Source organism: Streptomyces sp. NPDC014764 (assembly GCF_043082785.1).
Taxonomy (GTDB): Bacteria; Actinomycetota; Actinomycetes; order Streptomycetales; family Streptomycetaceae; genus Streptomyces; species Streptomyces althioticus.
In genome coordinates, this window is the sequence record NZ_JBIBXY010000004.1 from 415,350 (window position 1) to 439,808 (window position 24,459).

Here is a 24,459-nt window from a genome sequence, read left to right on the forward strand (position 1 = left end):
TCGTGCTACTCGGACGCGGGCACCTCGCCCTGGTCCGTACCGGTGGTCGCGTCCCCGTCGGCGGACTCGTCCACGACCACGTCGCCGTCGACTTCCTCCGCCTCGCGTCCTGCTTCGGCGTTACGGGCGATGCCGACCACGGCATCGCGCTTGCTCAGGTTGATCAGTTGGACGCCCATGGTGTCACGGCCGGTTTCCCTGATCTCGTTGACTCGCGTACGAATCACACCACCCGACAGCGTGATGGCGAGGATCTCGTCGGTTTCCTCGACCACCAGCGCGCCGACGAGGGAACCGCGATCCTCGACGATCTTGGCGGCCTTGATGCCGAGGCCGCCGCGACCCTGGACGCGGTACTCGTCGACAGCGGTCCGCTTCGCGTACCCGCCGTCTGTGGCAGTGAACACGAACGTACCGGGTCGAACAACATTCATCGAGAGCAGCTCGTCCCCTTCACGGAAACTCATGCCCTTGACGCCCGAGGTGGCACGCCCCATGGGCCGCAGCGCGTCGTCCGTCGCCGTGAACCTGATCGACTGCGCCTTCTTGCTGATCAGCAGCAGATCATCCTCGGCCGAGACGAGTTCAGCACCGATCAGTTCGTCGTCGGTTCCGTCCTCCTGCTCACGCAGGTTGATCGCGATGACACCGCCGGACCGCGGGGAGTCGTAGTCCTTCAGCGGGGTCTTCTTCACCAGGCCGGCCTTGGTCGCCAGGACCAGGTACGGCGTCGCGTCGTAGTCCCGGATGGCGCGGATCTGGGCGATGGTCTCGTCCGGCTGGAAGGCCAGCAGGTTCGCCACGTGCTGCCCGCGCGCGTCACGGCCGGCGTCCGGCAGCTCGTACGCCTTCACCCGGTACACGCGGCCCTTGTTGGTGAAGAACAGCAGCCAGTGGTGCGTGGTGGAGACGAAGAAGTGGTTGACGATGTCGTCTTCCTTGAGCTTCGCCCCGCGCACGCCCTTCCCGCCGCGCTTCTGCGCCCGGTAGTCGTCGGTCTTGGTGCGCTTGATGTAGCCGCCACGCGTGACCGTGACGACGATGTCCTCCTCGGCGATCAGGTCCTCGATGGACATGTCGCCCTCGTAGGGGATCAGCTTCGTCTTGCGGTCGTCGCCGAACTTCTCCACGATCGCGGCCAGCTCCTGGCTGACGATGCCGCGCTGGCGGACCGGGGAGGCGAGGATCTCGTTGTACTCGTTGATCTTCGCCTGGAGTTCGTCGTGCTCCTGGACGATCTTCTGGCGCTCCAGGGCGGCCAGTCGGCGCAGCTGCATCTCGAGGATGGCGTTGGCCTGGATGTCGTCGATCTCCAGGAGGTCCATCAGGCCGCCGCGCGCGATCTCGACGGTGTCGCTGCGCCGGATCAGCGCGATGACCTCGTCGATGGCGTCCAGGGCCTTCAGCAGACCGCGCAGGATGTGCGCCCGCTCCTCGGCCTTGCGCAGCCGGAAGCGCGTACGGCGGACGATGACCTCGATCTGGTGCGTCACCCAGTGGCGGATGAACGCGTCCAGCGACAGCGTGCGTGGCACCCCGTCGACCAGGGCCAGCATGTTGGCGCCGAAGTTGGTCTGCAGGTCCGTGTGCTTGTACAGGTTGTTCAGGACGACCTTGGCGACCGCGTCCCGCTTCAGCACGATGACCAGGCGCTGGCCGGTCCGCGAGGACGTCTCGTCGCGCACGTCGGCGATGCCGCCGACCTTGCCGTCCTTCACCAGGTCGGCGATCTTCTGCGCGAGGTTGTCGGGGTTGGTCTGGTACGGCAGCTCCGTGACCACCAGGCACTGGCGGTTCTGGATCTCCTCGACCTCGACCACCGCGCGCATGGTGATCGAGCCGCGGCCCGTGCGGTACGCCTCCTCGATGCCCTTGCGGCCCACCACCAGGGCGCCGGTCGGGAAGTCGGGGCCCTTGATGCGCTCGATCAGCGCGTCCAGCAGCTCCTCGTGCGACGCCTCGGGGTTCTCCAGGTACCACTGGGCGCCGGCGGCGACCTCGCGCAGGTTGTGCGGAGGGATGTTGGTCGCCATGCCGACCGCGATACCGGCCGAACCGTTGATCAGCAGGTTCGGGAAGCGGGCCGGCAGGACGGTCGGCTCCTGGGAGCGGCCGTCGTAGTTGTCCGTGAAGTCGACGGTCTCCTCGTCGATGTCACGGACCATCTCCATCGACAGCGGCGCCATCTTGCACTCGGTGTAGCGCATGGCCGCCGCCGGGTCGTTGCCCGGAGAGCCGAAGTTGCCGTTGGAGTCCACCAGCGGCATGCGCATCGACCACGGCTGCGCGAGGCGGACCAGCGCGTCGTAGATCGAGGAGTCGCCGTGCGGGTGGTAGTTGCCCATGACGTCGCCGACGACGCGGGCGCACTTGTAGAAGCCGCGCTCGGGGCGGTAACCGCCGTCGTACATCGCGTACAGCACGCGGCGGTGGACGGGCTTGAGGCCGTCACGCACGTCCGGCAGCGCACGCGACACGATGACGGACATCGCGTAGTCGAGGTACGACCGCTGCATCTCCGTCTCGAGCCCGACGGGCTCGACACGCATGGCGGCGGCGTCCACGTCCTCGAGAGGCGTGACGGGAGTGTTCTCGTCGGTCATTGCTGGTGAAGATCCTTCCTGGTGCGGTCAGCTGAGACCGACTCAGATGTCGAGGAAGCGGACGTCCTTGGCGTTGCGCTGGATGAACGCGCGGCGGGCCTCGACGTCCTCGCCCATCAGGACGGAGAAGAGGTCGTCGGCCTGGGCTGCGTCGTCCAGGGTGACCTGCCCGAGGACCCGGTGCTCCTGGTCCATCGTGGTGATGCGCAGCTCCTCGGCGTTCATCTCGCCGAGGCCCTTGAAGCGCTGGACGGAGTCCTCACGGATGCGCTTGCCGGCGTTGCGGCCCATCTCGATCAGCGCGTCGCGCTCGCGGTCGGAGTACGCGTACTCGAAGTCGTCCTTGCCCCACTTGATCTTGTAGAGCGGGGGACGGGAGAGGAACACGTGCCCGGCCTCGACCAGCGGCCGCATGAAGCGGAACAGGAACGTCAGCAGCAGGGTGTTGATGTGCTGGCCGTCGACGTCGGCGTCCGCCATCAGGATGATCTTGTGATAGCGGAGCTTCTCGATGTCGAAGTCCTCGTGCACACCGGTGCCGAACGCGGAGATCATCGCCTGGATCTCCTGGTTCTGCAGGATCCGGTCGATACGCGCCTTCTCGACGTTGAGGATCTTTCCGCGGATCGGGAGGATCGCCTGGTACTCCGGGTTCCGGCCGGACTTGGCCGAGCCGCCGGCGGAGTCGCCCTCGACGATGAAGATCTCGCACTTGGTCGGGTCGTTCGACTGGCAGTCGGACAGCTTGCCCGGCAGCGACGCCGTCTCCAGCAGACCCTTGCGGCGCGTCAGGTCGCGCGCCTTGCGTGCCGCCACGCGCGCGGTGGCCGCCGCGATGCCCTTCCGGACGATGTCCGCGGCCTCGTTCGGGTTGCGGTCCAGCCAGTCTGCGAGGTGCTCGTAGACGACCTTCTGCACGAAGGTCTTCACCTCGGTGTTGCCCAGCTTGGTCTTGGTCTGGCCCTCGAACTGCGGCTCGCTCAGCTTGACCGAGATGATCGCGGTCAGACCCTCGCGGATGTCGTCACCGGTGAGGTTGTCGTCCTTGTCGCGGAGCAGCTTCTTGTCGCGCGCGTACTTGTTGATCAGCGAGGTCAGCGCCGCACGGAAGCCCTCCTCGTGCGTACCGCCCTCGTGGGTGTGGATGATGTTGGCGAACGAGTACACGCCCTCCGTGTAGCCGCCGTTCCACTGCATGGCGACCTCGAGCGACAGGTGCCGCTCCTTGTCCTCCGCCTCGAGGTCGATGACGGTGGGGTGGATCACCTCGCCCTTGCGGGAGTTGAGGTACTTCACGAAGTCGACGATGCCGCCCTCGTAGTGGTACGCGACGCTCTTGACCTCGTGCTTCTCGTCCTCGCCCGCCTCGTCCGCACCGGCGGTCGCCTTCGCCGACTCGCGCTCGTCGGTGAGGTTGATCTTCAGACCCTTGTTCAGGAACGCCATCTCCTGGAAGCGCCGGGAGAGCGTCTCGAACGAGTAGTCCGTGGTCTCGAAGATGTCGCCGTCGGCCCAGAAGGTGACCGACGTACCGGTCTCCTCCGTCGCCTCGTGCTGCTGCAGGGGCGCGGTGGGGACGCCCAGCTTGTAGTCCTGCGTCCAGCGGTGACCGTCGGTCTTCACCTCGACGGCGACGCGCGTCGACAGCGCGTTGACCACGGACACGCCCACGCCGTGCAGACCGCCGGAGACCGCGTAACCGCCGCCGCCGAACTTGCCGCCCGCGTGCAGCACGGTGAGGACGACCTCGACGGCGGGCTTGCCCTCGGAGGGGACGATGCCCACGGGGATGCCACGGCCGTTGTCGACGACACGGACGCCGCCGTCGGCCAGGATCGTCACGTCGATGGTGTCCGCGTGACCGGCCAGCGCCTCGTCGACCGAGTTGTCGACGACCTCCTGCACCAGGTGGTGCAGGCCCCGCTCGCCCGTCGACCCGATGTACATGCCGGGTCGCTTGCGGACCGCGTCCAGGCCCTCGAGGACGGTGATGGCACTCGCGTCGTACGACGCGGCGTCTCCGGTCGAGGAGCCTGCCGCGTCGCCTGCGGCGGTGTCGGTGGACGGGATGTTCTCGTTGGGGTTGCCGGAATCGGCCACGAAGCGCCCTTTCTGGCACAGCACGAGCCGGGCTCGTCGGCAGGTTGCCGGAGCGGCTGCGGCATGTTGCGTTGGTAAGCCTTGATCAGCGTTGCTCAGCGTCTTCCCGGGCGGTCCCCACGATCGGGGCGGGATTGTCTTCCAGTCTACCGGTAGCGCTGACATCGATGGGGGTTTGCGGGCACCTGAGTCCGCATGTGCCGCCCGGAAACGGCCTCGCCCGACTCCCGATATGCGGATGGGGGCTCCAGAGGCCCCACGAGGGCACTCAGCGCTTCCGGCCGTCAACCCTTGGCTACTTAGGAGTCAGGTGGCGATCCGCGCCCGCGTCAGGCAGCACGACGAAGCGGGCGTCCGGCCCGCGAACGCGGTGCTCGGACGCCCTGATGTGATGTCTCTCACGTATGCGCAGAGGGGCGGAAAAAGCCCTCGGATCACCCGTACGTGTCGCCCGGACCGGTGCTTCCGGGGGCGCGCAGCGGCCCGTAACGGCGGGCCGGTCCGGCCGGTCCCACCACCTTGATCAGCCGCACGGTGCCGTGCCCGAGGTCGTCGTTGAGACGGGCCACGAGCGTCGGCGCCAGCAACCGCAGATTGGTCGCCCAGGCCGTCGAGTCGCACCGGACCACCAGCACCCGCTCGTCCTCGTCGTAGCGCTCCGGCTCGCAGTGCTTGGCGACGTCCTCGCCGACGATCTCCGGCCAGCGCCCCATCACCCCGCCGACCGCCGCCGGGGCCTCCCAGCCGCGCTCGGTGAGCAGCCGGTTGATCGCCGCGCCCAACGCCATCGGATCGCGCCGGTCGCCACGCGCGCCGGAGCGCAGACCCCCGCGCCGCGCCTGCTTCCTCTGCTGCGCCGCGTCCCCACGCGCGCGTGCCGCCTCCCGGGCCGCGCGCAGCGCCACACGAGCCAGGTCGACGCCCGACGGCTCGGGATCCTTGCCGGCGCCGCCGACGGGCGGCCGCTCCTCGCTCACGCGCGCTCCACCGTCCCCTCGGACACGGCGAACCGGGCGCCCGCCAGCACGTGCGGCACGTCGTCGTCGACGGCGGCCGTCACCAGCACCTGCTCGCCGGGGGCCACCAGCTCCGCCAGCCGCTCCCGGCGGCGCGTGTCCAGCTCGGCGAAGACGTCGTCGAGCACCAGCACCGGCTCGTTGCCCTCGGCCCGCAGCAGGTCGTACGAGGCGAGACGCAACGCCAGCGCGTACGACCACGACTCGCCGTGCGACGCGTAACCCTTGGCGGGCATCTGGCCCAGCTTGAGCAGCAGGTCGTCGCGGTGCGGGCCGACCAGGGTGACCCCGCGCTCGATCTCCTGCTTACGGACCTCCGCGAGCGCGGCGATCAGCTGCTCGAAGAGATCCTCACGGGTGTGCGCCTCACCCGGCGCCGACGGCTTGTACTCCAGCGCCACCGGGCCACCGCCGGGCGCCAGTTGCTCGTACGCCTTGTCGGCCAGCGGCTGCAGCGCGGCCAGCAGGTCCAGGCGCTGCGCCAGCAACTCCGCGCCCGCACGGGCGAGATGCTGGTCCCACACGTCGAGTGTGGACAGGTCCAGGGTGCGGCCGCCGTGCCGGCGGGCCAGCGCCGCCGACTTCAGCAGCGTGTTGCGCTGCTTGAGCACCCGGTCGTAGTCGGAGCGCACGCCCGCCATGCGCGGGGAGCGCGCCGTGATCAGCTCGTCAAGGAAGCGCCGGCGCTCACCCGGGTCGCCCTTGACCAGCGCCAGGTCCTCGGGCGCGAACAGCACGGTCCGCACGATGCCCAGCACGTCACGCGGCCTGACCTGCGAGGACCGGTTGATGCGGGCACGGTTGGCGCGGCCCGGGTTGAGCTCCAGCTCGACCAGCTGCTGCCGGTCGCCCTGCCGGACCTGGGCCCGGACGATCGCGCGGTCGGCACCCATGCGCACCAGCGGCGCGTCCGAGGACACCCGGTGGCTGCCGAGGGTGGCGAGGTAGCCGACCGCCTCCACGAGGTTCGTCTTGCCCTGCCCGTTGGGACCGACGAAGGCCGTCACCCCGGGGTCGAGCGAGACCTCGACCCGGGGGTAGGAGCGGAAGTCGGCCAGCGACAGGTGCGTGACGTGCATGGTCGTTCCGCCGACCTCCTCCGGCATTGTGGACCGCCGCGCGGCCCTGTGGACAAAGACGTCCCCTGTGGACTACTTCTTCTCTACCGCGTGGCCACCGAACTGGTTCCGCAGCGCCGCGATCATCTTCATCTGCGGCGAGTCCTCCTGGCGCGAGGCGAACCGCGCGAACAGCGAGGCGGTGATCGCCGGCAGCGGGACCGCGTTGTCGATGGCGGCCTCCACAGTCCAGCGTCCCTCACCGGAGTCCTGTGCATAACCCCGGAGCTCGTCGAGGTGCTCGTCCTCGTCGAGGGCGTTGACCGCCAGGTCGAGCAGCCAGGAGCGGATGACGGTGCCTTCCTGCCAGGAGCGGAAGACCTCCCGGACGTCGGTCACCGAGGCGACCTTCTCCAGCAGCTCCCAGCCCTCGGCGTAGGCCTGCATCATGGCGTACTCGATGCCGTTGTGGACCATCTTCGCGAAGTGACCCGCGCCGACCTTGCCCGCGTGCACCGAGCCGAAGTCGCCCTCCGGCTTGAGGGCGTCGAATATGGGCTGCACCTTGGCGACGTCCTCCTTGGAGCCGCCGTACATCAGCGCGTAGCCGTTCTCCAGGCCCCAGACGCCGCCGGAGACGCCGCAGTCGACGAAGCCGATGCCCTTGGCCGCCAGCTCCCCGGCGTGCTTCTCGTCGTCGGACCAGCGGGAGTTGCCGCCGTCCACCACGACGTCGCCCGGCTCCAGCAGCTCGGCCAGCTCGTCGACCGTGGACTGGGTCGGCTCACCGGCCGGGACCATCACCCACACCACACGGGGGCCGCTGAGCTTGCCCACAAGCTCGCGCAGGCTGTGGACGTCGGCGAGGTCCGGGTTGCGGTCGTACCCGAAAACGGTGTGGCCGGCGCGGCGCAGTCGCTCGCGCATGTTGCCGCCCATCTTGCCGAGACCGACGAGACCGAGCTCCATCAGATGTGTTCCTTAAGGTTGCGACGGGACGTGACGGCACTTGCGTACCGGCGTCCGAGCCTAAACCCGGACGCTCGCGCACATCTGTGGGCATACGCGCTCACACGCCCGTCCCACCTGCGGCTTCGCCGCGGGCGGCGGATCAGCCGCTGAGCCGCACCGGCATGATCAGGTACTTGTAGGCCTCGTCCGCCTCCGCGTCCATCGCCGGGCGGCCGCTGAGCAGCGCCGGCTTGGTGGACGTGGTGAACGACAGCTGGGCCACCGGGGAGTCGATGGCGCTCAGACCGTCCAGCAGGAACGTCGGGTTGAAGGCGATGGAGATGTCGTCGCCCTCGAGCTGGGCGTCGACCCTTTCCACAGCCTGTGCGTCGTCGCTGGAACCGGCCTCCAGGATCAGCACGCCCTGCTCGAAGCTCAGCCGCACCGGGGTGTTGCGCTCGGCGACCAGGGCCACGCGCTTCACGGCCTCCACGAAGGGGGCGGTCTCGATCACGGCGACGCTGTTGAACTCCGTCGGGAACAGCGTGCGGTACTTCGGGAGGTCGCCCTCCAGCAGACGCGTGGTGGTGCGGCGGCCCGCGCCCTCGAAACCGATCAGGCCCTCACCGGCGCCGGAGCCGGAAAGCGCCAGGATCACCTGGTCGCCGCTGGTCAGCGCCTTGGCCGTGTCCAGCAGGGTCTTGGCGGGCACCAGGGCGACCGCGGAGGCCTCCGGGTTCTCCGGCTTCCACAGGAACTCGCGGACCGCGAAGCGGTAGCGGTCGGTGGAGGCCAGCGTCACCGTGTCGCCCTCGATCTCGATGCGCACACCGGTGAGGACGGGCAGGGTGTCGTCCCGGCCTGCCGCGATGGCGACCTGCTGCACGGCGGAGGCGAAGACCTCGCCGGGGACCGTGCCCGTCGCGTTCGGCATCTGCGGCAGCGCCGGGTACTCCTCCACAGGCAGTGTGTGGAGCGTGAACCGCGAGGAGCCGCAGACCACCGTCGCCCGTACACCGTCTGTGGAGATCTCCACCGGACGGTTGGGCAGGGCGCGGGAGATGTCGGCGAGCAGGCGGCCGGAGACCAGCACCGTGCCCTCCTCCTCGACCTCGGCATCCACCGACACGCGCGCGGAGACCTCGTAGTCGAAGCTGGACAGGCTCAGCTGGCCGTCGTCGGCCTTGAGCAGCAGGCCGGCGAGGACAGGCGCCGGCGGACGGGCCGGGAGGCTGCGAGCCGCCCAGGCCACTGCCTCCGCGAGTACGTCGCGTTCCACCCGGATCTTCACTGTTGCCGCCTCCTGCTGTTGCCGGCGCTTCTCGCCCTGTGCCTGGCTTCGTCGTCTGACTCGGTGTCGTCGGCCCCTCGGAGGGGAAGGACACCGGGGTCCAGTCTGACGCACCGCACTGACACTAGGTGCCCGTCGGGGTCAAGTCGTGACGGGTGGCAGGTGGGACCGAGACAGCGAGTTGTGCACAGGACCCTCTTCGAAACGAATTCCTCGCTCTCTATGGTCGGGAGTAGTAGTAGGGCCTGTGGATACCGTGGATAACCTCGTTTGCGCAGCTCAGCGCCGGTTTTTTGTCCACGGACCCTGTGGGCGGGGGTGGTGGACAACCGGGCCTCACTGTGGAGAACGGAAAGTTCTGCACATCCCGTGCACAGGGGAGGCCGACTTCTCCCCAGACGCGTCCCCAGGTTTGAGCTCCTTTCCCACAGCCCCCTTCGGCAGCTCGATGTGACGGCTTTCACTCGGGGCGGTGAGAAGGCGCGTCACGTTGCCGAACAGTGGACAGTCATGTGGAGAAGCCGCCGATCACTGGGGACAACCGGCCGCAGCCTGTGGGAAGCCCGTGGACAACTTGATGCACAGGCTGTGGATCATCTCGTCGTCCACAGTCTGTGGAGATCGTTCGTCCACGGATCCACAGGCAGGTGACCTGCGCAGACAGCTTCTCACCAGGGGCGGCTGTGGACGGTGTCGGGACAACTTTCCGGTCCCCAGCGTGTGGACGGGAAAAAGTCGCCGAATCTGTGGAGGAAGGCCGTAACCCACGAGGGAAATCGAACAGTGCGCTCGGTCGGCGTCCGGGGGCGCGCGTCGAACGGCCGTGGGTCGGGCGCCGGAAGGGCGTGGACGGAGCACCGGAGGAGCGTGGACGGGGCATCCGGAGGGCCGGGGCGGGCTCCGGAGCACGAAGAAGGGCGCCCCCGGATCTCTCCAGGGGCGCCCTCAGGGGTGCGTACGGGCCGTCAGCCTGCCTTGATGCGGTTGGTGAGCTCGGTGACCTGGTTGTAGATGGACCGCCGCTCGGCCATCAGATTGCGGATCTTCCGGTCGGCGTGCATCACCGTCGTGTGGTCGCGCCCGCCGAACAGGGCGCCGATCTTCGGCAGCGACAGGTCCGTCAGCTCACGGCAGAGGTACATGGCGATCTGCCGGGCGGTCACCAGCGCGCGGCCACGGGAGGTGCCGCACAGGTCCTCGACGGTGAGCCCGAAGTAGTCGGCCGTCGCGCCCATGATGGCCGTCGAGGTGATCTCCGGAGCCGAGTCGTCGCCCCCGGGCATCAGGTCCTTGAGGACGATCTCCGTGAGCCCCAGGTCCACCGGCTGCCGGTTGAGCGACGCGAAGGCCGTCACCCGGATCAGCGCGCCCTCCAGCTCGCGGATGTTGCGCGAGATCCGGGAGGCGATGAACTCCAGCACCTCCGGCGGGGCGTTGAGCTGCTCCTGCACCGCCTTCTTGCGCAGGATCGCGATGCGCGTCTCCAGCTCCGGCGGCTGGACGTCGGTGATCAGGCCCCACTCGAAACGGTTCCGCAGCCGGTCCTCCAGCGTCACCAGCTGCTTGGGCGGCCGGTCGGAGGACAGCACGATCTGCTTGTTGGCGTTGTGGAGCGTGTTGAACGTGTGGAAGAACTCCTCCTGCGTCGACTCCTTGTCCGCCAGGAACTGGATGTCGTCGACGAGCAGGATGTCCATCTCGCGGTAGCGCTTGCGGAAGCTGTCGCCCTTGCCGTCGCGGATGGAGTTGATGAACTCGTTGGTGAACTCCTCGGAGCTCACGTACCGCACGCGCGTGCCCGGGTAGAGGCTCCGCGCGTAGTGCCCGATGGCGTGCAGCAGATGCGTCTTGCCGAGGCCCGACTCCCCGTAGATGAACAGGGGGTTGTACGCCTTCGCCGGCGCCTCCGCGACGGCCACCGCGGCCGCGTGCGCGAAACGGTTGGACGCGCCGATGACGAAGGTGTCGAAGAGGTACTTCGGGTTCAGCCGCGCGGTCGGCTCGCCGGGGCCCGTCGCCGGGGCCGGCTGCGCCGCCAGAGGGCCGGGGGCTCCGGTCGTCGGCAGATTCGGGCCGACCGGGCCGCCGCGGTGGACGTGCCCCGAGCCCGGCGGCGGCTCGGGCAGGTCGCGGCGGCGGTCGTCGCGCTGGTCGTAGTCGCCGCGGGCCGTCTCGTAGTCGGAGCGCTGGTCGTAGGACGGGCGCTCCACAGGCTGGGGACGGTAGTCCTGGGAGGACGGGCCGTAGGAGTCCGAGCCGTACGAGTCCTTGGTGCCGTACGGATCCTGCGAGCCGTAGGGGTCCTGCTGGGGGGAGCCGTAGGTGTCCTGGGACGGCGAGGCGTAGGGGTCGCGGTCGGGGAAGCCGAGCCGCTGCTGCTGCCAGCCGTAGTCGTCCTGCGAGGGACGCGGCCAGGAGCCGGGCTCGGGCCGCTGGTACTCCGACGGGTAGGCGGGGCGCGCCGAGGGCAGCTGGTCGTCCGGCCGGCCCTGCTGGTCGCCGCCGCGGCGGCGGTCGTACCCGCCGTACGGCTCACGGTCCTGGTAGGACTCGCGGTCCTGGTACGGCTCGCGCTCCTGGCGTTCGCGGTGGTCCGGACGCTCGCGGTGGTCGTGACGCTCCGGGTGCACGGAGGGCAGCTCCGGCTCCTCGTAGCGCGGCTGCGGACGGGGAGCGGGCGCGGGCGTGGCCGGCGGCTCGCCCGCGGTCTCGTCGACCGTGATCGCGATGCGGATCGGGCGGCCGCACTCGCGGCTCAGGCTCTCGCTGACGACCGGGGCGAGACGGCCCTCGAGCACGCCCTTGGCGAACTCGTTGGGTACGGCGAGCAGAGCGGTGTCGGCGACCAGGGCCAGCGGCTGGCAGCGCCGGATCCAGTGTTCGTCCTTGCTCTCGACACCTTGTCCACGGCCCTCGCCGAGCAGTTGCTCCAGTACGCGTGGCCACACTGCGGCAAGATCGGCAGGTACGTCAGCCACAGGGCACGCTCTCTCACAGGTCCCTCGATCGTGTGATGCGGGGGACGGGTCGGGATGTAAATCGGGTGGTGAAGGGTCAAGGGAACGAATCGGAGTCCAGTCACGGTAGTCAGCGCGACCGGTACGGTTCAAGTTGTTGTCCCCAGGCTGTGGACAAGTGTCTCCCGGCGCCCGTCGGTTTGACCGAATGGCGCAGTCGCACGTACCGTGACGAGGTCGAGTTGTCGATGGCTGCTGCCGCCTGCCTCCGATGGGCACAGATCGCGCAAAATGATCGGTCAGCGGTGCACTCGGGCGTAACGCGAGCTACTCGTGGGCGCACGGTGACAGCCAGGACGGCACCCCGCAAACACCGATTCTTTCTGGAGCCCCCGAGTGAGCAAGCGCACCTTCCAGCCGAACAACCGTCGTCGCGCCAAGACCCACGGCTTCCGGCTGCGTATGCGCACCCGTGCCGGCCGCGCGATTCTCGCGTCCCGCCGCAGCAAGGGTCGCGCCCGTCTGTCCGCCTGATCCCGATCAGGTCATGACGTCGTGCTGCCCACCGAGAACCGGCTGAGGCGGCGCGAGGACTTCGCGACCGCGGTACGACGAGGACGCCGGGCCGGGCGCCAGCACCTCGTCGTCCATCTTCGTAGCGGTGCAACGGACCCGCATGCGCCTGGGGAGAGCGCTCCCCCGACGCGTGCGGGTTTCGTCGTGAGCAAGGCCGTGGGCGGAGCGGTGGTGCGCAACAAGGTGAAGCGGAGGCTTCGCCATCTGATGCGCGAGCGAGTCGACCAGCTGCCCCCCGGTAGCCTGGTAGTGGTACGAGCGCTGCCCCCCGCGGGCGACGCCGACCATGCACAGCTGGCCCGAGACCTGGACGCCGCTCTGCAGCGGCTGCTGGGAGGGGGCGCGCGATGAAGTACCCGCTGCTGGCACTGATCAAGCTCTATCAGTGGACGATCAGTCCGCTGCTGGGCCCGGTGTGCAAGTACTACCCGTCGTGCTCCCACTACGGCTACACGGCCATCGACCGGCACGGTGCCGTCAAGGGAACAGCACTCACGGCCTGGCGCATCCTGCGGTGCAATCCGTGGTCGCTCGGCGGTGTGGACCATGTCCCGCCGCGCAAGCGCCCGCGGTGGCACGAAATGCTGCGTAACGCCTGGCGTGCACGCAAGGGCGGGACCTCCGCCGCCGCACCGGCCACCGAGGGACAGGCTTCTCCCACAAGTCCTACGAGTCCGTCGGGCCCGGCCGCAGAGACCTCGTCCCATGCCCAAGGAGCATGATTAGTGGACACGATTGCCAGCCTCTTCAGCTTCATCACGACACCTGTCTCCTGGGTCATCGTCCAGTTCCACAGCGTGTACGGCTCCCTCTTCGGGCCTGACACAGGATGGGCCTGGGGCCTGTCCATCGTGTCCCTGGTGATTCTCATCCGCATCTGCCTGATCCCGCTCTTCGTGAAGCAGATCAAGGCGACGCGCGCCATGCAGACGCTCCAGCCGGAGATGAAGAAGATCCAGGAGCGCTACAAGAACGACAAGCAGCGCCAGTCCGAAGAGATGATGAAGCTCTACAAGGAGACGGGTACCAACCCGCTCTCCTCGTGTCTTCCCATCCTGGCGCAGTCGCCGTTCTTCTTCGCCCTGTACCACGTGCTCAACAGCATCGCGTCGAACGACACCATCGGCGTGATCAACGAGCGACTGCTGGAGAGCGCCCAGAAGGCCCACATCTTCGGTGCCCCGCTCGCGGCCAAGTTCACGGACAGCCCCGAGAAGGTCGAGGCGCTCAACTCGTCGCTGACCGACGTGCGTGTCGTCACGGCGATCATGATCGTCCTGATGTCGCTGTCGCAGTTCTACACGCAGCGCCAGCTGATGACGAAGAACGTCGACACCACGGTGAAGACGCCGTTCATGCAGCAGCAGAAGATGCTGATGTACGTCTTCCCCGTCATCTTCGCCGTCTTCGGCATCAACTTCCCCGTCGGTGTCCTCGTCTACTGGCTGACCACCAACGTGTGGACCATGGGCCAGCAGATGTACGTCATTCACAACAACCCGACCCCGGGTTCCAAGGCCCAGGCCTCCTACCTGGAGCGCCTCTCCAAGCACGTCGCCAAGCACGGCAAGACCCGCAACCGCCGGGAGCGCGCCATCGTCAAGGCGATCGTCGCGAAGGGCCGCGAACGCAACGAGTACGAGCGCAAGTTCATCAACGGCCTGAACAAGGCGGGCCTCGCCGCCCAGACCGACGGCACCGTGATCAAGAGCGAGAACGGCGCCGCCGCCGAGGCCGAGGACGGCACGACGAGCACCGCCGCCGCCAAGCGACAGCAGCCCAAGCGGCAGCCCAAGTCCAAGCGCCACTCCGGCGCGGCCAAGCCGGCGGGAGAACCCACCTCGCTGACCAAGGCCGACGACCCGCAGGACGCCAAGCCGAGCGGCAGCAAGGGCAAAGCCAAGTCCGCGGGCAACGGCTCCACGCGCAGCAAGGCCCAGTCCGGACAGCGCAAGGGCCCGCAGCGGCCCAAGTCCCCGTCGAAGAAGTAAGAAGGAGTCCATCCCGTGACGGAAGGCACCACCGCGGCCGCTGCCGAGGGCGCAGACACCCTGACCCGCCTCGAGCAGGAGGGCGAGATCGCGGCGGACTACCTGGAGGGTCTGCTCGACATCGCCGATCTCGACGGCGACATCGACATGGACGTCGAGGCCGACCGCGCCTCTGTCTCGATCATCAGTGACTCGGGCAGCCGCGATCTGCAGAAGCTCGTGGGCCGTGACGGCGAGGTGCTGGAGGCTCTCCAGGAGCTCACACGCCTCGCGGTCCACCGGGAGACCGGCGACCGCAGCCGTCTGATGCTCGACATCGCCGGCTACCGCGCCCGCAAGCGCACCGAGCTCGCCGACCTCGGCGCCAAGGCCGCGGCCGAGGCCAGGAGCAGCGGACAGGCCGTGCGGCTCGACCCGATGACCCCCTTCGAGCGCAAGGTCGTGCACGACGCGGTCAAGGCGGCCGGCCTGCGCAGCGAGTCCGAGGGCGAGGAGCCGCAGCGCTTCGTCGTCGTGCTTCCCGCCTGATCGGCTTCACCGTTCCACCGGCCCCGTCTGTTGCGCAGGCGGGGCCGCTCTTTGTCAGCCTGGTAGTTCTGGTTCTGGTGTCGGCGCCCCGCGCCGGCACGGTACGGAAGGACGGTCCCCCGTGACGGAGGCAGCGGAGCTTCCCCCCGCGCCCGAGCAGGCCCGTGAGGTGTTCGGCGAACGCTTCGCGGACGCGGTCCGGTACGCCGAGCTGCTCGCCGAGGCGGGTGTGCAGCGCGGTCTGATCGGACCGCGCGAGGTGCCCCGCCTGTGGGAGCGGCATCTGCTGAACTGCGCGGTGCTCTCGGATGTCGTGCCTGAGGGCGTCACCGTGTGCGACGTCGGCTCGGGTGCCGGTCTGCCGGGCATCCCGCTGGCGCTGGTCCGGGAGGACCTGAAGATCACCCTGCTGGAGCCGCTGCTCCGCCGGACCAACTTCCTGACCGAGGTCGTGGAGCTGCTCGGGCTGGACCATGTGACCGTGGTCCGGGGACGCGCCGAGGAGGTCATGGGCAAGCTGCCTCCCGTGCATGTGGTGACTGCTCGGGCCGTGGCGCCGCTCGACCGTCTGGCCACCTGGGGCATCCCCCTGCTTCGGCCCTACGGGGAGATGCTCGCGCTCAAGGGGGACACCGCGGAGGAGGAGCTGAAGAGCGCCGCCACCGCCCTGACCAAGCTCGGCGCCGTGACCACGTCGATCGTGCACGTCGGTGAGGGCGTCGTGGACCCACTGTCCACGGTGGTGCGGGTCGAGGTCGGGGAGAGCCCCGGAGGTGTGCGCTTCGCCGCCAAGCGCGCAAAGGCCGCCCGCACCGGGCGCGCCCGACGTCGGCGCGGATAGCCGTACATCCCTCGTCGTGGAGTGCGAGGGGTCTCTTGAGGGCAGAGACACGCCTCGGGACGTCGCGCCCGGTCCTCGTGGCCGGGCGTACTCCACACAAGCTGCCTCACCCACACATGCCGGAGTGTCGCAGCAGCGTCGCCTCCGACGCTGTGCATCGTGTTTCACGTGAAACGTCGCTCACTGCTGCACGGCATCATCAGTCGGGGCCGCGCTGCGGCCGAACCTCGTGAACGGAAGCCTCTGGGTTCCCTCGGCGAGAGCTCCGCTCCACGCGAGTCACCTCCCCCCTCACGGGGCACGGAGATGTCCACAGAGGTGGATTTCTCCACAGAACGTCAGGCCTCACTGGTTCGCGACCCCGAAGGCATGGGAGGCTCTGTTCATTGCGAGCCTGAAGTCGAGGAGAGTGAATCCTTGCGGTCCGACGCCAACATCGCGGGACCGATGACCGATCCGGTCCCCGGTCCCCGTACCGAATCGATGGGGGCGGATGTTTCACGTGAAACACCGCCTCCGATGGACGACACTCCCATCGGTCGCGCTGCCCAACTGGCGGTGGAGGCTCTGGGTCGTGCCGGTGAAGGGCTGCCGCGACCCGAGCAGACCCGCGTCATCGTGGTCGCCAATCAGAAGGGCGGCGTCGGGAAGACGACGACCACCGTCAACCTGGCCGCCTCGCTCGCTCTGCACGGCGCCCGCGTCCTGGTGATCGACCTCGACCCGCAGGGCAACGCGTCCACCGCCCTGGGGATCGACCACCACGCCGAGGTGCCTTCCATCTACGACGTACTGGTGGAGAGCAAGCCCCTGTCGGATGTCGTCCAGCCCGTCCCTGATGTCGAGGGCCTCTTCTGCGCTCCCGCCACCATCGATCTCGCCGGTGCGGAGATCGAGCTGGTGTCGCTGGTGGCGCGCGAGAGCCGACTGCAGCGGGCCATCCAGGCCTACGAGCAGCCGCTGGACTACATCCTCATCGACTGCCCGCCGTCGCTCGGCCTCCTCACGGTCAACGCCCTGGTGGCCGGCCAGGAAGTGCTCATCCCGATCCAGTGCGAGTACTACGCGCTGGAGGGACTCGGGCAGCTGCTGCGCAACGTCGACCTCGTGCGGGGTCATCTCAACCCCGCCCTGCACGTCTCGACGATCCTGCTCACCATGTACGACGGCCGGACACGGCTTGCCTCCCAGGTCGCCGAGGAGGTGCGCACCCACTTCGGCGAGGAAGTTCTGCGCACCAGCATCCCCCGCTCCGTCCGAATCTCCGAGGCACCGAGCTACGGACAGACGGTGCTGACTTACGATCCTGGATCGAGCGGTGCTCTCTCGTACTTCGAGGCAGCACGCGAGATCGCGCTGAGGGGCGTCGGCGTCCGGTACGACGCGTCGCAGGCGCACATCGGCGCACAACAGACTGATCCGAACATGGTGGAGGGCGTGCAGTGAGTGAGCGACGGAGGGGACTGGGTCGTGGGCTCGGAGCACTGATCCCCGCTGCCCCGACAGAGAAGACGGTGCCGCCGGCCGCATTGGGCGGGACGGCCTCCTCGTCGCCCGCGACGGTCCCGGTACTGCCGAATGAACGCGGAGTGGCTGCCGCCAAGGTGGCCACCCTGGCTTCCGTTTCACGTGAAACGGAAGACACGGCAGCGACGAGCCCGTCGGTGACGGCGGCGCCGGTGGGTGCCCACTTCGCCGAGATCCCCCTCGACGCCATCACGCCGAACCCGCGGCAACCCCGTGAGGTCTTCGACGAGGACGCCCTGGCCGAACTGATCACCTCCATCAAGGAGGTCGGTCTGCTCCAGCCCGTCGTCGTGCGACAGGTGGGCGGCGGCCGCTACGAGCTCATCATGGGTGAGCGCCGGTGGCGTGCCTGCCGCGAGGCCGGGCTCGACGCCATCCCGGCCATCGTGCGCGCCACGGACGACGAGAAGCTCCTCCTGGACGCGCTGCTGGAGAACCTCCACCGTGCGCAGCTGAACCCGCTGGAAGAGGCAGCCGCCTACGACCAGCTGCTCAAGGACTTCAACTGCACGCACGACCAGCTGGCCGACCGCATCGGCCGGTCCCGGCCGCAGGTGTCCAACACCCTCCGTCTGCTGAAGCTGTCCCCGACCGTGCAGCGCCGTGTGGCTGCCGGAGTGCTGTCCGCCGGGCACGCCCGAGCCCTGCTATCCGTCGAGGACTCCGAGGAGCAGGACCGGCTGGCTCACCGCATCGTGGCCGAGGGTCTCTCGGTGCGGGCCGTCGAAGAGATCGTGACCCTGATGGGCTCGCGACCGCAGAAGGCGCAGCGCTCCAAGGGCCCGCGGGCGGGCGCCCGGGTGTCCCCGGCCCTGTCCGAACTGGCGACACGCCTCTCGGACCGCTTCGAGACGCGGGTGAAGGTCGACCTCGGCCAGAAGAAGGGCAAGATCACCGTCGAGTTCGCCTCGATGGAGGACCTGGAGCGCATCCTCGGTAGCCTCGCCCCAGGAGAGGGCCCGGTACTCCAGAAGAGCCTCGTGGACGAGGATGACACCGAGGAGAACGACTCCTGAGGAGTCCCTCCGCTCGGCTTGAGAGCTGCTGGGGCGGATCGTGTCCGGTACCAACCGGGACACGGTCCGCCCTTTGCCTTGTGGCGGTATCGGGGGAATCGCTTCATGGATACGATGCGTTCGTATATGGCGCACCCATCCGGCACCACCTCTGAGAGCTAGGCAGGGGCCATGCGAATGACGAGCCGCACCGGACTGATGAGCGCGGGGCTGGGGGTGGGCGTCGTCAGCGGCTTCATCGGCAGTCTGCTCAGAGAACGGAGTGCTCTGACCGCCGCCCGTGTGGCAGCGGGCGAAGGAAGCGAGGAACAGCCTTCATGGGGCGTCGGCTCGTACCGCTCACGCTGGACAACCTTCCGGACCTCCCCCAGCGCTGCCGGTCGTGCGTCTTCTGGGAACTCGACCCGGTCAGCGGCGAAGCAGCCGTAAAGGCGGGCACCGCGGCGCTGGAGAAGGAGTCCTGGATCTCGGCGGTCCTGCTCGACTGGGGCTCCTGCGGACGCGTCGTCTATGTGGACGAAGTCCCCGTCGGCTACGTCCTCTACGCGCCGCCGGCCTATGTGCCGCGCTCCACGGCATTCCCCACCAGCCCGGTGTCTCCCGACGCGGTTCAGCTGATCACCGCGTTCATCCTTCCCGACCATCAGGGACAAGGGCTCGGTCGTGTGATGGTGCAGACGGTGGCCAAGGATCTGCTACGGCGAGGGTTCAAAGCGATCGAAGCCTTCGGCGACGCCCGCTGGAAAGAGCCGGCCTGCGTGCTTCCCGCGGACCATCTACTCGCCGTGGGGTTCAAGACGGTCCGCCAGCACCACGCCCATCCTCGGCTGCGTCTGGAGCTGAGGACGACACTCTCCTGGAAGGAAGACGTGGAGATGGCGCTCGACCGATTGCTGGGGGCCGTGCAGAAGGAGCCGGCGCTGCGGCCGCTCTGATCTCACTCAGTCGAATGGGCCGACCCAAGAGGGTCGGCCCATTCGTGTTTCACGTGAAACATGAACCGCCGTGGAGGCGGCTCACTGTTTATTCGGCGATGAAGTCCTCGAGGTCACGGACGATCGCGGCCTTCGGCTTGGCGCCGACGATGGTCTTGGCGACCTCGCCACCCTGGTAGACGTTCAGGGTCGGAATGGACATGACGCCGTACTTGGCGGCCGTGCCCGGGTTCTCGTCGATGTTGAGCTTGACGATCTCGATCTTGTCGCCGTACTCGGCAGCGATGGCCTCGAGGGACGGAGCGATCTGACGGCAGGGACCGCACCAGGCGGCCCAGAAGTCCACCAGAACAGGCTTGTCGCTCTTGAGGACGTCCTGCTCGAAGGAGTCGTCGGTCACGTTCTTCAGGGTGCCGGCCACAGCGGGCTCCTTAATCGTTGGTGCGTGGGGAGAGGGGGTCAGACAGTGGTCTTCTCGGGCTCGGCCTTGTCCTCGTCGCCAAGAGCGGCGAGGAAGCGCTCAGCGTCGAGGGCCGCCGAGCAGCCGGTGCCGGCCGCGGTGATCGCCTGGCGGTAGGTGTGGTCCACCACGTCACCGGCCGCGAAGACGCCCGTGATGTTGGTGCGCGTCGAGGGCGCGTCGACCTTCAGGTAGCCCTCCTCGTCCAGCTCGAGCTGGCTCTTGAAGAGCTCGGTCCGCGGGTCGTGGCCGATCGCGATGAACAGGCCGGTCGCTGCCAGGTCGGAGAGCTCACCCGTCTTGACGTTGCGCAGCTTCAGCCCCGAGAGCTTCTGGTCGCCCAGAATCTCAGCGACCTCGCTGTCCCAGACGAACGAGATCTTCGGGTCGGCGAAGGCGCGCTCCTGCATCGCCTTGGAGGCGCGCAGGGTGTCACGGCGGTGGACGATCGTCACGGACTTGGCGAAGCGCGACAGGAAGGTTGCCTCTTCCATGGCGGTGTCACCGCCGCCGATGACGGCGATGTCCTGGTCCTTGAAGAAGAAGCCGTCACAGGTTGCGCACCACGAGACGCCGCGGCCGGAGAGGGCGTCCTCGTTCGGCAGCCCGAGCTTGCGGTGCTGCGAACCGGTCGTCACGATCACGGCCTTGGCCTTGTGGACCGTGCCGGCGGTGTCCGTGACGGTCTTGATCTCACCGGTCAGGTCGACGGCCACGACGTCGTCCGGAATGAGCTCGGCGCCGAAGCGCTCCGCCTGGGCCCGCATGTTGTCCATGAGCTCCGGGCCCATGATGCCGTCCTGAAAACCGGGGAAGTTCTCCACGTCGGTGGTGTTCATCAGCGCACCGCCGGCGGTGACAGCGCCCTCGAACACGAGGGGCTTCAGCGACGCACGGGCGGTGTAGAGCGCTGCCGTGTAGCCGGCGGGCCCCGAGCCGATGATGATCACGTTACGGACGTCGCTCACGGCTGAATTCCTCGTCTCTGGTCTGGCGTCGTTCGACCGGTGGGAGCTTCTTTCGGAACTCTCACCCCACCCAACGGATCCTAAGGGGCCCGCATTCCCGCCGTGCCCGGCCACGCGCGGACGGTGCTCCGGCGGGCACGCCGGGGCCACACACCGTACGGGATACCACGCAGAACCGAGACCACGCGTATGCGGTCAGCGCGCGTAGGAGTGCTCCAGCAGGACCTTCGAAGTGGTGGACGGAGAGGTGTTCTCCACGCAGGTCGCGTCGACGATGTAGGCGGTCACCCGCGTGACGTCCGAGGCGTCGGGCAGCACGACCAGCAGAGCGGCCTTGCCCTGGTAGACACCCTGCTCGGTGGCCAGCGCGGCATCGTTACGGCCGATGCCCTCCTGGACGCACGCCGGGACTTCGGGCTTCGTCAGCACCCTCGGGTTCGCACCGGAGGAGTCCGACTCCATGCCGAAGGTGTGAGGGGAGCGGGCTCCCTTGTCCTGGCCGGGGCTGCGCGCGAGCAGATCGTCGACCTTCTTCTCCAGCTTCCCCTCGGAGAAGGTGTCCGCTGCCGTGGTCGTCCGCTGCCCGTCGTCCGGGCCCTCGCCGCCGTTCAGCGACGACAGCACCACGGAACCGAGACCGAGAGCGGCGACGGCGAATGCCGCCCCCAGCACGGCTCGGCGGCTCCTGCCCCGCAACCGCGGCTTGCGGCCCGGCCCCGTGCTCGAGGAGCGAGGGCGACCCGCGGGGCGGCCGGAGGAGGGCACCGGTGTTTCACGTGAAACATGGAGCGGCTCGCCGTCGGCCATCGCTGTTCCGAGGGAGGCGTTCTCGTCCTCGCCGTCGGTCGCGGGGGCCGTTGCATGCAGGAGCGCCTCGGCGGCCAGCGCCGCGTCGATGCGTCCCGCGACGTCCGCCGGCATGCGCGGCGGACCCGGGACCGTGCCGAGCAGTCCTCGGATCTCCTGCAGGGAGGCGTGCACGTCGGCACAGAGCTCGCACTGATCCAGATGCTCGCGGACGTCCTCCCTGCGGTCCGCCGGGAGGAGACCTTCGGTGAGGTCGGAGATCTCCGTGACGTCCGGGTGCTCCGCCTTGTCGGTCGTCGACGTCACGCTCGCCCACCTCCGCCCTTCACTACAGCCGGGTCGTTCGATCCTGTCTCGGGTGGGTCCGGTCGCCGTGGACCCGCTGCGGGTGGGACGGATGTCCCCCCTTTCCGGTTCCGTCCCCCGCTTCTGCGCTCCTCGTCAGCCGTGCCTCCCGGGCGCAGGTGGGTGAGCAGGGGCAGGAGTCTCGCGCGGCCGCGGGCACACCGGCTCTTGACCGTGCCGGTGGGCACGTCGAGGATGCGGGCCGCTTCGGCGACCGGGTAGCCCTGCATGTCCACCAGGACGAGCGCGGCCCGCTGGTCGGGCGGGAGGGTGGTCATCGCCTCGATCAGCTGCCGGTGCAGATCGTTGCGCTCCGCGGGAGCCGAGGCCGACTCGTGCGGCTCGAGCAGCTGCTCCAGGCGTTCGGTGTCGTCGACCGGCGCGGTCTTCCGGGAGGCGGCCTTCCGGGCGCGGTCCAGGCAGGCGTTCACCGTGATGCGGTGCAGCCACGTCGTGACGGCCGACTGGCCGCGGAAGGTGTGGGCGGCCCGGTAGGCGGAGACGAGGGCGTCCTGGACGGCGTCGGCGGCTTCCTCGCGGTCTCCCAGCGTTCGGAGGGCCACGGCCCAGAGCCGGTCGCGGTGCCGCCGCACGATCTCACCGAAGGCGTCGGTGTCACCCTCGACGTGCCGAGTGAGCAGATCGTGGTCGCTCACTCCGTCGTATGCGGCGCCGTCCGCCATCGGATCCCCTCCCTCGACGCGGCCGGCCTCAGCTGGCCACCTTGATGTCCGCGATCCGGCCACGCCACTGGCCGTCGTCGGCCTGCATGGGGAGCTCGGTCAGCCAGACCAGGAGGTAACGGGTCTTCACCGTGTCCTTGGGCGCGAGGGAGACCGTGGTGCCCGACCCCTCGGCGACCTTGTCGTACGAGTCGAAGGACGTCGGGCGGGACTGCGCGTCCCCGGGCGCGGCACGGAGCTCGACGGACGTGCTGCCGATGAAGGTGACGTCGACCTTGCCGACGTCCTGGCTCTTGCCGAGGTCGACGACGACGCCCACGCCCGGCTTCAGCCGGCCGAAGTCGGAACTCGCGTAGTAGCTGGTCTGCCAGTAGCTCGCCGGATCACCGTCCAGGATCTTCGGCAGGTTCTCCGGATACTCGGACCCGTCCTGGCCGAACGGGTCGAAGTCCTTCAGCTCCGAGATGGCGATCGGCTTGCCGCGCACCGGCTTTGGGACGTTCTTCTCGTCGCCGTCCGTCGTCCGGGTGTCGGTGGTGTCGTCGGCCGTACCGCCCTGGTCCATGAGGGCGTCCGCGAGCTGCCAACTGCCCAGCCCCAGCGCGGCGATCAGCAGCGCCGAGACCGCCCACTTAAGCGCCTTGCCGGTGCGGCTCTGCAACGGAGGAGGCGGCACCGGTGCCGGCTGGGTGACGCGGGGAGAGGCGGCGGGGCGCCCGTAGGAGCCCTGCTGGTACGTGGTGCGCTGGTAGTCCGGCGGAGCGGTGTAGGCAGGCTCCGGCGGACGGATGCGGGGCATCTCGCCGATCGCCTTCACCAGCTCCTCGGGAGTGGTGCACGGCGACTCGTGGCGGGAGGCCGTGGCGCCGTCGTTGGCGAGGGCGCGCATGGCCAGTTCGGACAGGCCGCGGTGGACGCCGGCCCGGACCTGGTCGGGCGGGATCAGACCGATGTCCTTCGGCAGACCTGACATGCCGTAGGCGTCGTTCTCGTACGGCCAGCGCTGGGTCAGTGCCGCGTAGAGCAGGGCGCCGATCGACTCGGTGTCCGTACGCTGCGGGGTGTCCGAGCTGGCCCCGCGCAGCGCCGCGTTGACGGCGAGGCCGCGGATGCGCCACTGGCCGGTCGAGGTGCGCAGGACGGCGGTGGGGTTGAGGCGTAGGTGGGCGAGGCCCTCACGGTGGGCCGCCGCCATGGCGCTCGATACCTGACTGACCATCTGGTAGGCGTCGTACACCTCCAGCGGACCGGAGGCGAGAAGGGTGGTCAGCTCGGTGGCGTCGGGCAGCCATTCGTGGACGACGTATACGAGGTCGTTCTCCTCGACCGCGTCGAGGACCTGGACGAAGCGCGGGTCGCCCAGCAGGGCCGACGAGCGGGCCGCCGCCAGCACGGACCGGGCGCGCGAGTGGTCCGCGGGCAGGACGTGCACGCCGACGGCACGGCGGAGCTTCTCGTCCACGGCACGCCAACTGCTGAACCCGTCCAGACGGGTGACGCACTCCTCGAGGCGGTAGCGTCTGGCCAGCTTGTGGCCGCTGTGCAGCTCCGGTGGCGAGGTCGTCGCGGGACCTTCGGTCCCGGTGCTCTCCTGTGCCTCGTCGTTGTCCGTGTCCTGCTCCCGGTTCTTGGCCACCCCGTCGGCCGTGGACTGGTCCGCCTCCGCGGTCAGCGACTGCTCGCCGCTGTTGTCTGCCACGTCGACGGCAGCTGTGCTCCGTTCCGCCACCGTCGTTCCCTGCCTCCCCATCCGTTGCGCGCCGGCCCGGCGTCCGTCGCGCGCAGTCCGACGCCGAACCCAATTGT

General features: G+C 68.9%; 21 protein-coding genes. 9 read left to right on the forward strand and 12 right to left on the reverse strand.

What is annotated here, in order from left to right; all coding sequences use genetic code 11:
• Nucleotides 1-5: 5 nt before the first annotated feature.
• The 7 genes from gyrA to dnaA all read right to left on the reverse strand — a co-directional run bounded on the left by gyrA (nt 6) and on the right by dnaA (nt 11,997).
• Nucleotides 6-2,603: a DNA gyrase subunit A gene (gene gyrA, locus ACF1AG_RS13790; protein ID WP_359601736.1), complete on the reverse strand. Its 2,598-nt coding sequence runs from the start codon at nt 2,601-2,603 to the stop codon at nt 6-8.
• 42 nt (nt 2,604-2,645) lie between these two features.
• Nucleotides 2,646-4,703 (reverse strand): DNA topoisomerase (ATP-hydrolyzing) subunit B, encoded by a 2,058-nt coding sequence (gyrB, locus tag ACF1AG_RS13795; protein ID WP_359601737.1) that lies wholly within the window; start codon nt 4,701-4,703, stop codon nt 2,646-2,648.
• Nucleotides 4,704-5,137: 434 nt separating this feature from the next.
• The gene (locus ACF1AG_RS13800; protein ID WP_359601738.1) at nt 5,138-5,680 is read right to left on the reverse strand and encodes a DciA family protein; all 543 of its coding nucleotides are present in this window, start codon (nt 5,678-5,680) and stop codon (nt 5,138-5,140) included.
• Nucleotides 5,677-6,798, reverse strand: a complete 1,122-nt coding sequence (gene recF, locus ACF1AG_RS13805; protein ID WP_359747736.1) for a DNA replication/repair protein RecF — start codon at nt 6,796-6,798, stop codon at nt 5,677-5,679. The genes ACF1AG_RS13800 and recF overlap by 4 nt, the downstream gene beginning before the upstream one ends.
• Before the next feature lie 72 nt (nt 6,799-6,870).
• The gene (gnd, locus tag ACF1AG_RS13810) at nt 6,871-7,746 is read right to left on the reverse strand and encodes a phosphogluconate dehydrogenase (NAD(+)-dependent, decarboxylating) (protein ID WP_391809770.1); all 876 of its coding nucleotides are present in this window, start codon (nt 7,744-7,746) and stop codon (nt 6,871-6,873) included.
• Nucleotides 7,747-7,888: 142 nt separating this feature from the next.
• Nucleotides 7,889-9,019: a DNA polymerase III subunit beta gene (dnaN, locus tag ACF1AG_RS13815; RefSeq protein WP_359601741.1), complete on the reverse strand. Its 1,131-nt coding sequence runs from the start codon at nt 9,017-9,019 to the stop codon at nt 7,889-7,891.
• A gap of 965 nt (nt 9,020-9,984) precedes the next feature.
• Complete coding sequence (dnaA, locus tag ACF1AG_RS13820) at nt 9,985-11,997, reverse strand: chromosomal replication initiator protein DnaA (RefSeq protein WP_359601742.1); 2,013 nt, start codon at nt 11,995-11,997, stop codon at nt 9,985-9,987.
• 375 nt (nt 11,998-12,372) lie between these two features.
• Here dnaA and rpmH point away from each other — a divergent pair, with 375 nt between their 5' ends.
• The 9 genes from rpmH to ACF1AG_RS13865 all read left to right on the forward strand — a co-directional run bounded on the left by rpmH (nt 12,373) and on the right by ACF1AG_RS13865 (nt 19,390).
• On the forward strand, nt 12,373-12,510 hold the full coding sequence (gene rpmH / locus ACF1AG_RS13825) for a 50S ribosomal protein L34 (protein ID WP_003956500.1): 138 nt from the start codon (nt 12,373-12,375) through the stop codon (nt 12,508-12,510).
• 21 nt (nt 12,511-12,531) lie between these two features.
• On the forward strand, nt 12,532-12,903 hold the full coding sequence (gene rnpA / locus ACF1AG_RS13830; protein ID WP_006134075.1) for a ribonuclease P protein component: 372 nt from the start codon (nt 12,532-12,534) through the stop codon (nt 12,901-12,903).
• Complete coding sequence (gene yidD / locus ACF1AG_RS13835; protein ID WP_359601743.1) at nt 12,900-13,274, forward strand: membrane protein insertion efficiency factor YidD; 375 nt, start codon at nt 12,900-12,902, stop codon at nt 13,272-13,274. Before rnpA ends, yidD begins: the two co-directional genes overlap by 4 nt.
• Before the next feature lie 3 nt (nt 13,275-13,277).
• A complete protein-coding gene (gene yidC / locus ACF1AG_RS13840; protein ID WP_359601744.1) occupies nt 13,278-14,543 on the forward strand; it encodes a membrane protein insertase YidC in 1,266 nt (421 codons plus the stop codon).
• Between the two features lie 15 nt (nt 14,544-14,558).
• A complete protein-coding gene (locus tag ACF1AG_RS13845) occupies nt 14,559-15,071 on the forward strand; it encodes a R3H domain-containing nucleic acid-binding protein (protein WP_359601745.1) in 513 nt (170 codons plus the stop codon).
• A 121-nt stretch (nt 15,072-15,192) separates the two neighbouring features.
• Nucleotides 15,193-15,912, forward strand: coding sequence for a 16S rRNA (guanine(527)-N(7))-methyltransferase RsmG (gene rsmG, locus ACF1AG_RS13850; protein ID WP_359601746.1), 720 nt, complete (start codon nt 15,193-15,195; stop codon nt 15,910-15,912).
• A 369-nt stretch (nt 15,913-16,281) separates the two neighbouring features.
• On the forward strand, nt 16,282-17,358 hold the full coding sequence (locus ACF1AG_RS13855; RefSeq protein ID WP_359601756.1) for a ParA family protein: 1,077 nt from the start codon (nt 16,282-16,284) through the stop codon (nt 17,356-17,358).
• Entirely contained in the window at nt 17,355-18,455 is a 1,101-nt protein-coding gene (locus ACF1AG_RS13860) for a ParB/RepB/Spo0J family partition protein (RefSeq protein ID WP_391809771.1), read from the forward strand. Before ACF1AG_RS13855 ends, ACF1AG_RS13860 begins: the two co-directional genes overlap by 4 nt.
• A 317-nt stretch (nt 18,456-18,772) precedes the next feature.
• Nucleotides 18,773-19,390 (forward strand): GNAT family N-acetyltransferase, encoded by a 618-nt coding sequence (locus ACF1AG_RS13865; protein WP_359601748.1) that lies wholly within the window; start codon nt 18,773-18,775, stop codon nt 19,388-19,390.
• Between the two features lie 88 nt (nt 19,391-19,478).
• Here the strand turns inward: ACF1AG_RS13865 and trxA are convergent, their stop codons facing one another.
• From trxA to ACF1AG_RS13890, 5 genes are all read right to left on the reverse strand, one after another.
• Nucleotides 19,479-19,811, reverse strand: a complete 333-nt coding sequence (gene trxA / locus ACF1AG_RS13870) for a thioredoxin (RefSeq protein ID WP_007383275.1) — start codon at nt 19,809-19,811, stop codon at nt 19,479-19,481.
• Between the two features lie 38 nt (nt 19,812-19,849).
• Complete coding sequence (trxB, locus tag ACF1AG_RS13875; RefSeq protein WP_391809772.1) at nt 19,850-20,818, reverse strand: thioredoxin-disulfide reductase; 969 nt, start codon at nt 20,816-20,818, stop codon at nt 19,850-19,852.
• Between the two features lie 195 nt (nt 20,819-21,013).
• Nucleotides 21,014-21,931, reverse strand: coding sequence for an anti-sigma factor family protein (locus ACF1AG_RS13880; RefSeq protein WP_391809773.1), 918 nt, complete (start codon nt 21,929-21,931; stop codon nt 21,014-21,016).
• Complete coding sequence (gene sigM / locus ACF1AG_RS13885; RefSeq protein WP_391809774.1) at nt 21,928-22,653, reverse strand: RNA polymerase sigma factor SigM; 726 nt, start codon at nt 22,651-22,653, stop codon at nt 21,928-21,930. The genes ACF1AG_RS13880 and sigM overlap by 4 nt, the downstream gene beginning before the upstream one ends.
• 28 nt (nt 22,654-22,681) lie before the next feature.
• On the reverse strand, nt 22,682-24,382 hold the full coding sequence (locus ACF1AG_RS13890; protein WP_391809775.1) for a protein kinase family protein: 1,701 nt from the start codon (nt 24,380-24,382) through the stop codon (nt 22,682-22,684).
• Between the last annotated feature and the right edge of the window lie 77 nt (nt 24,383-24,459).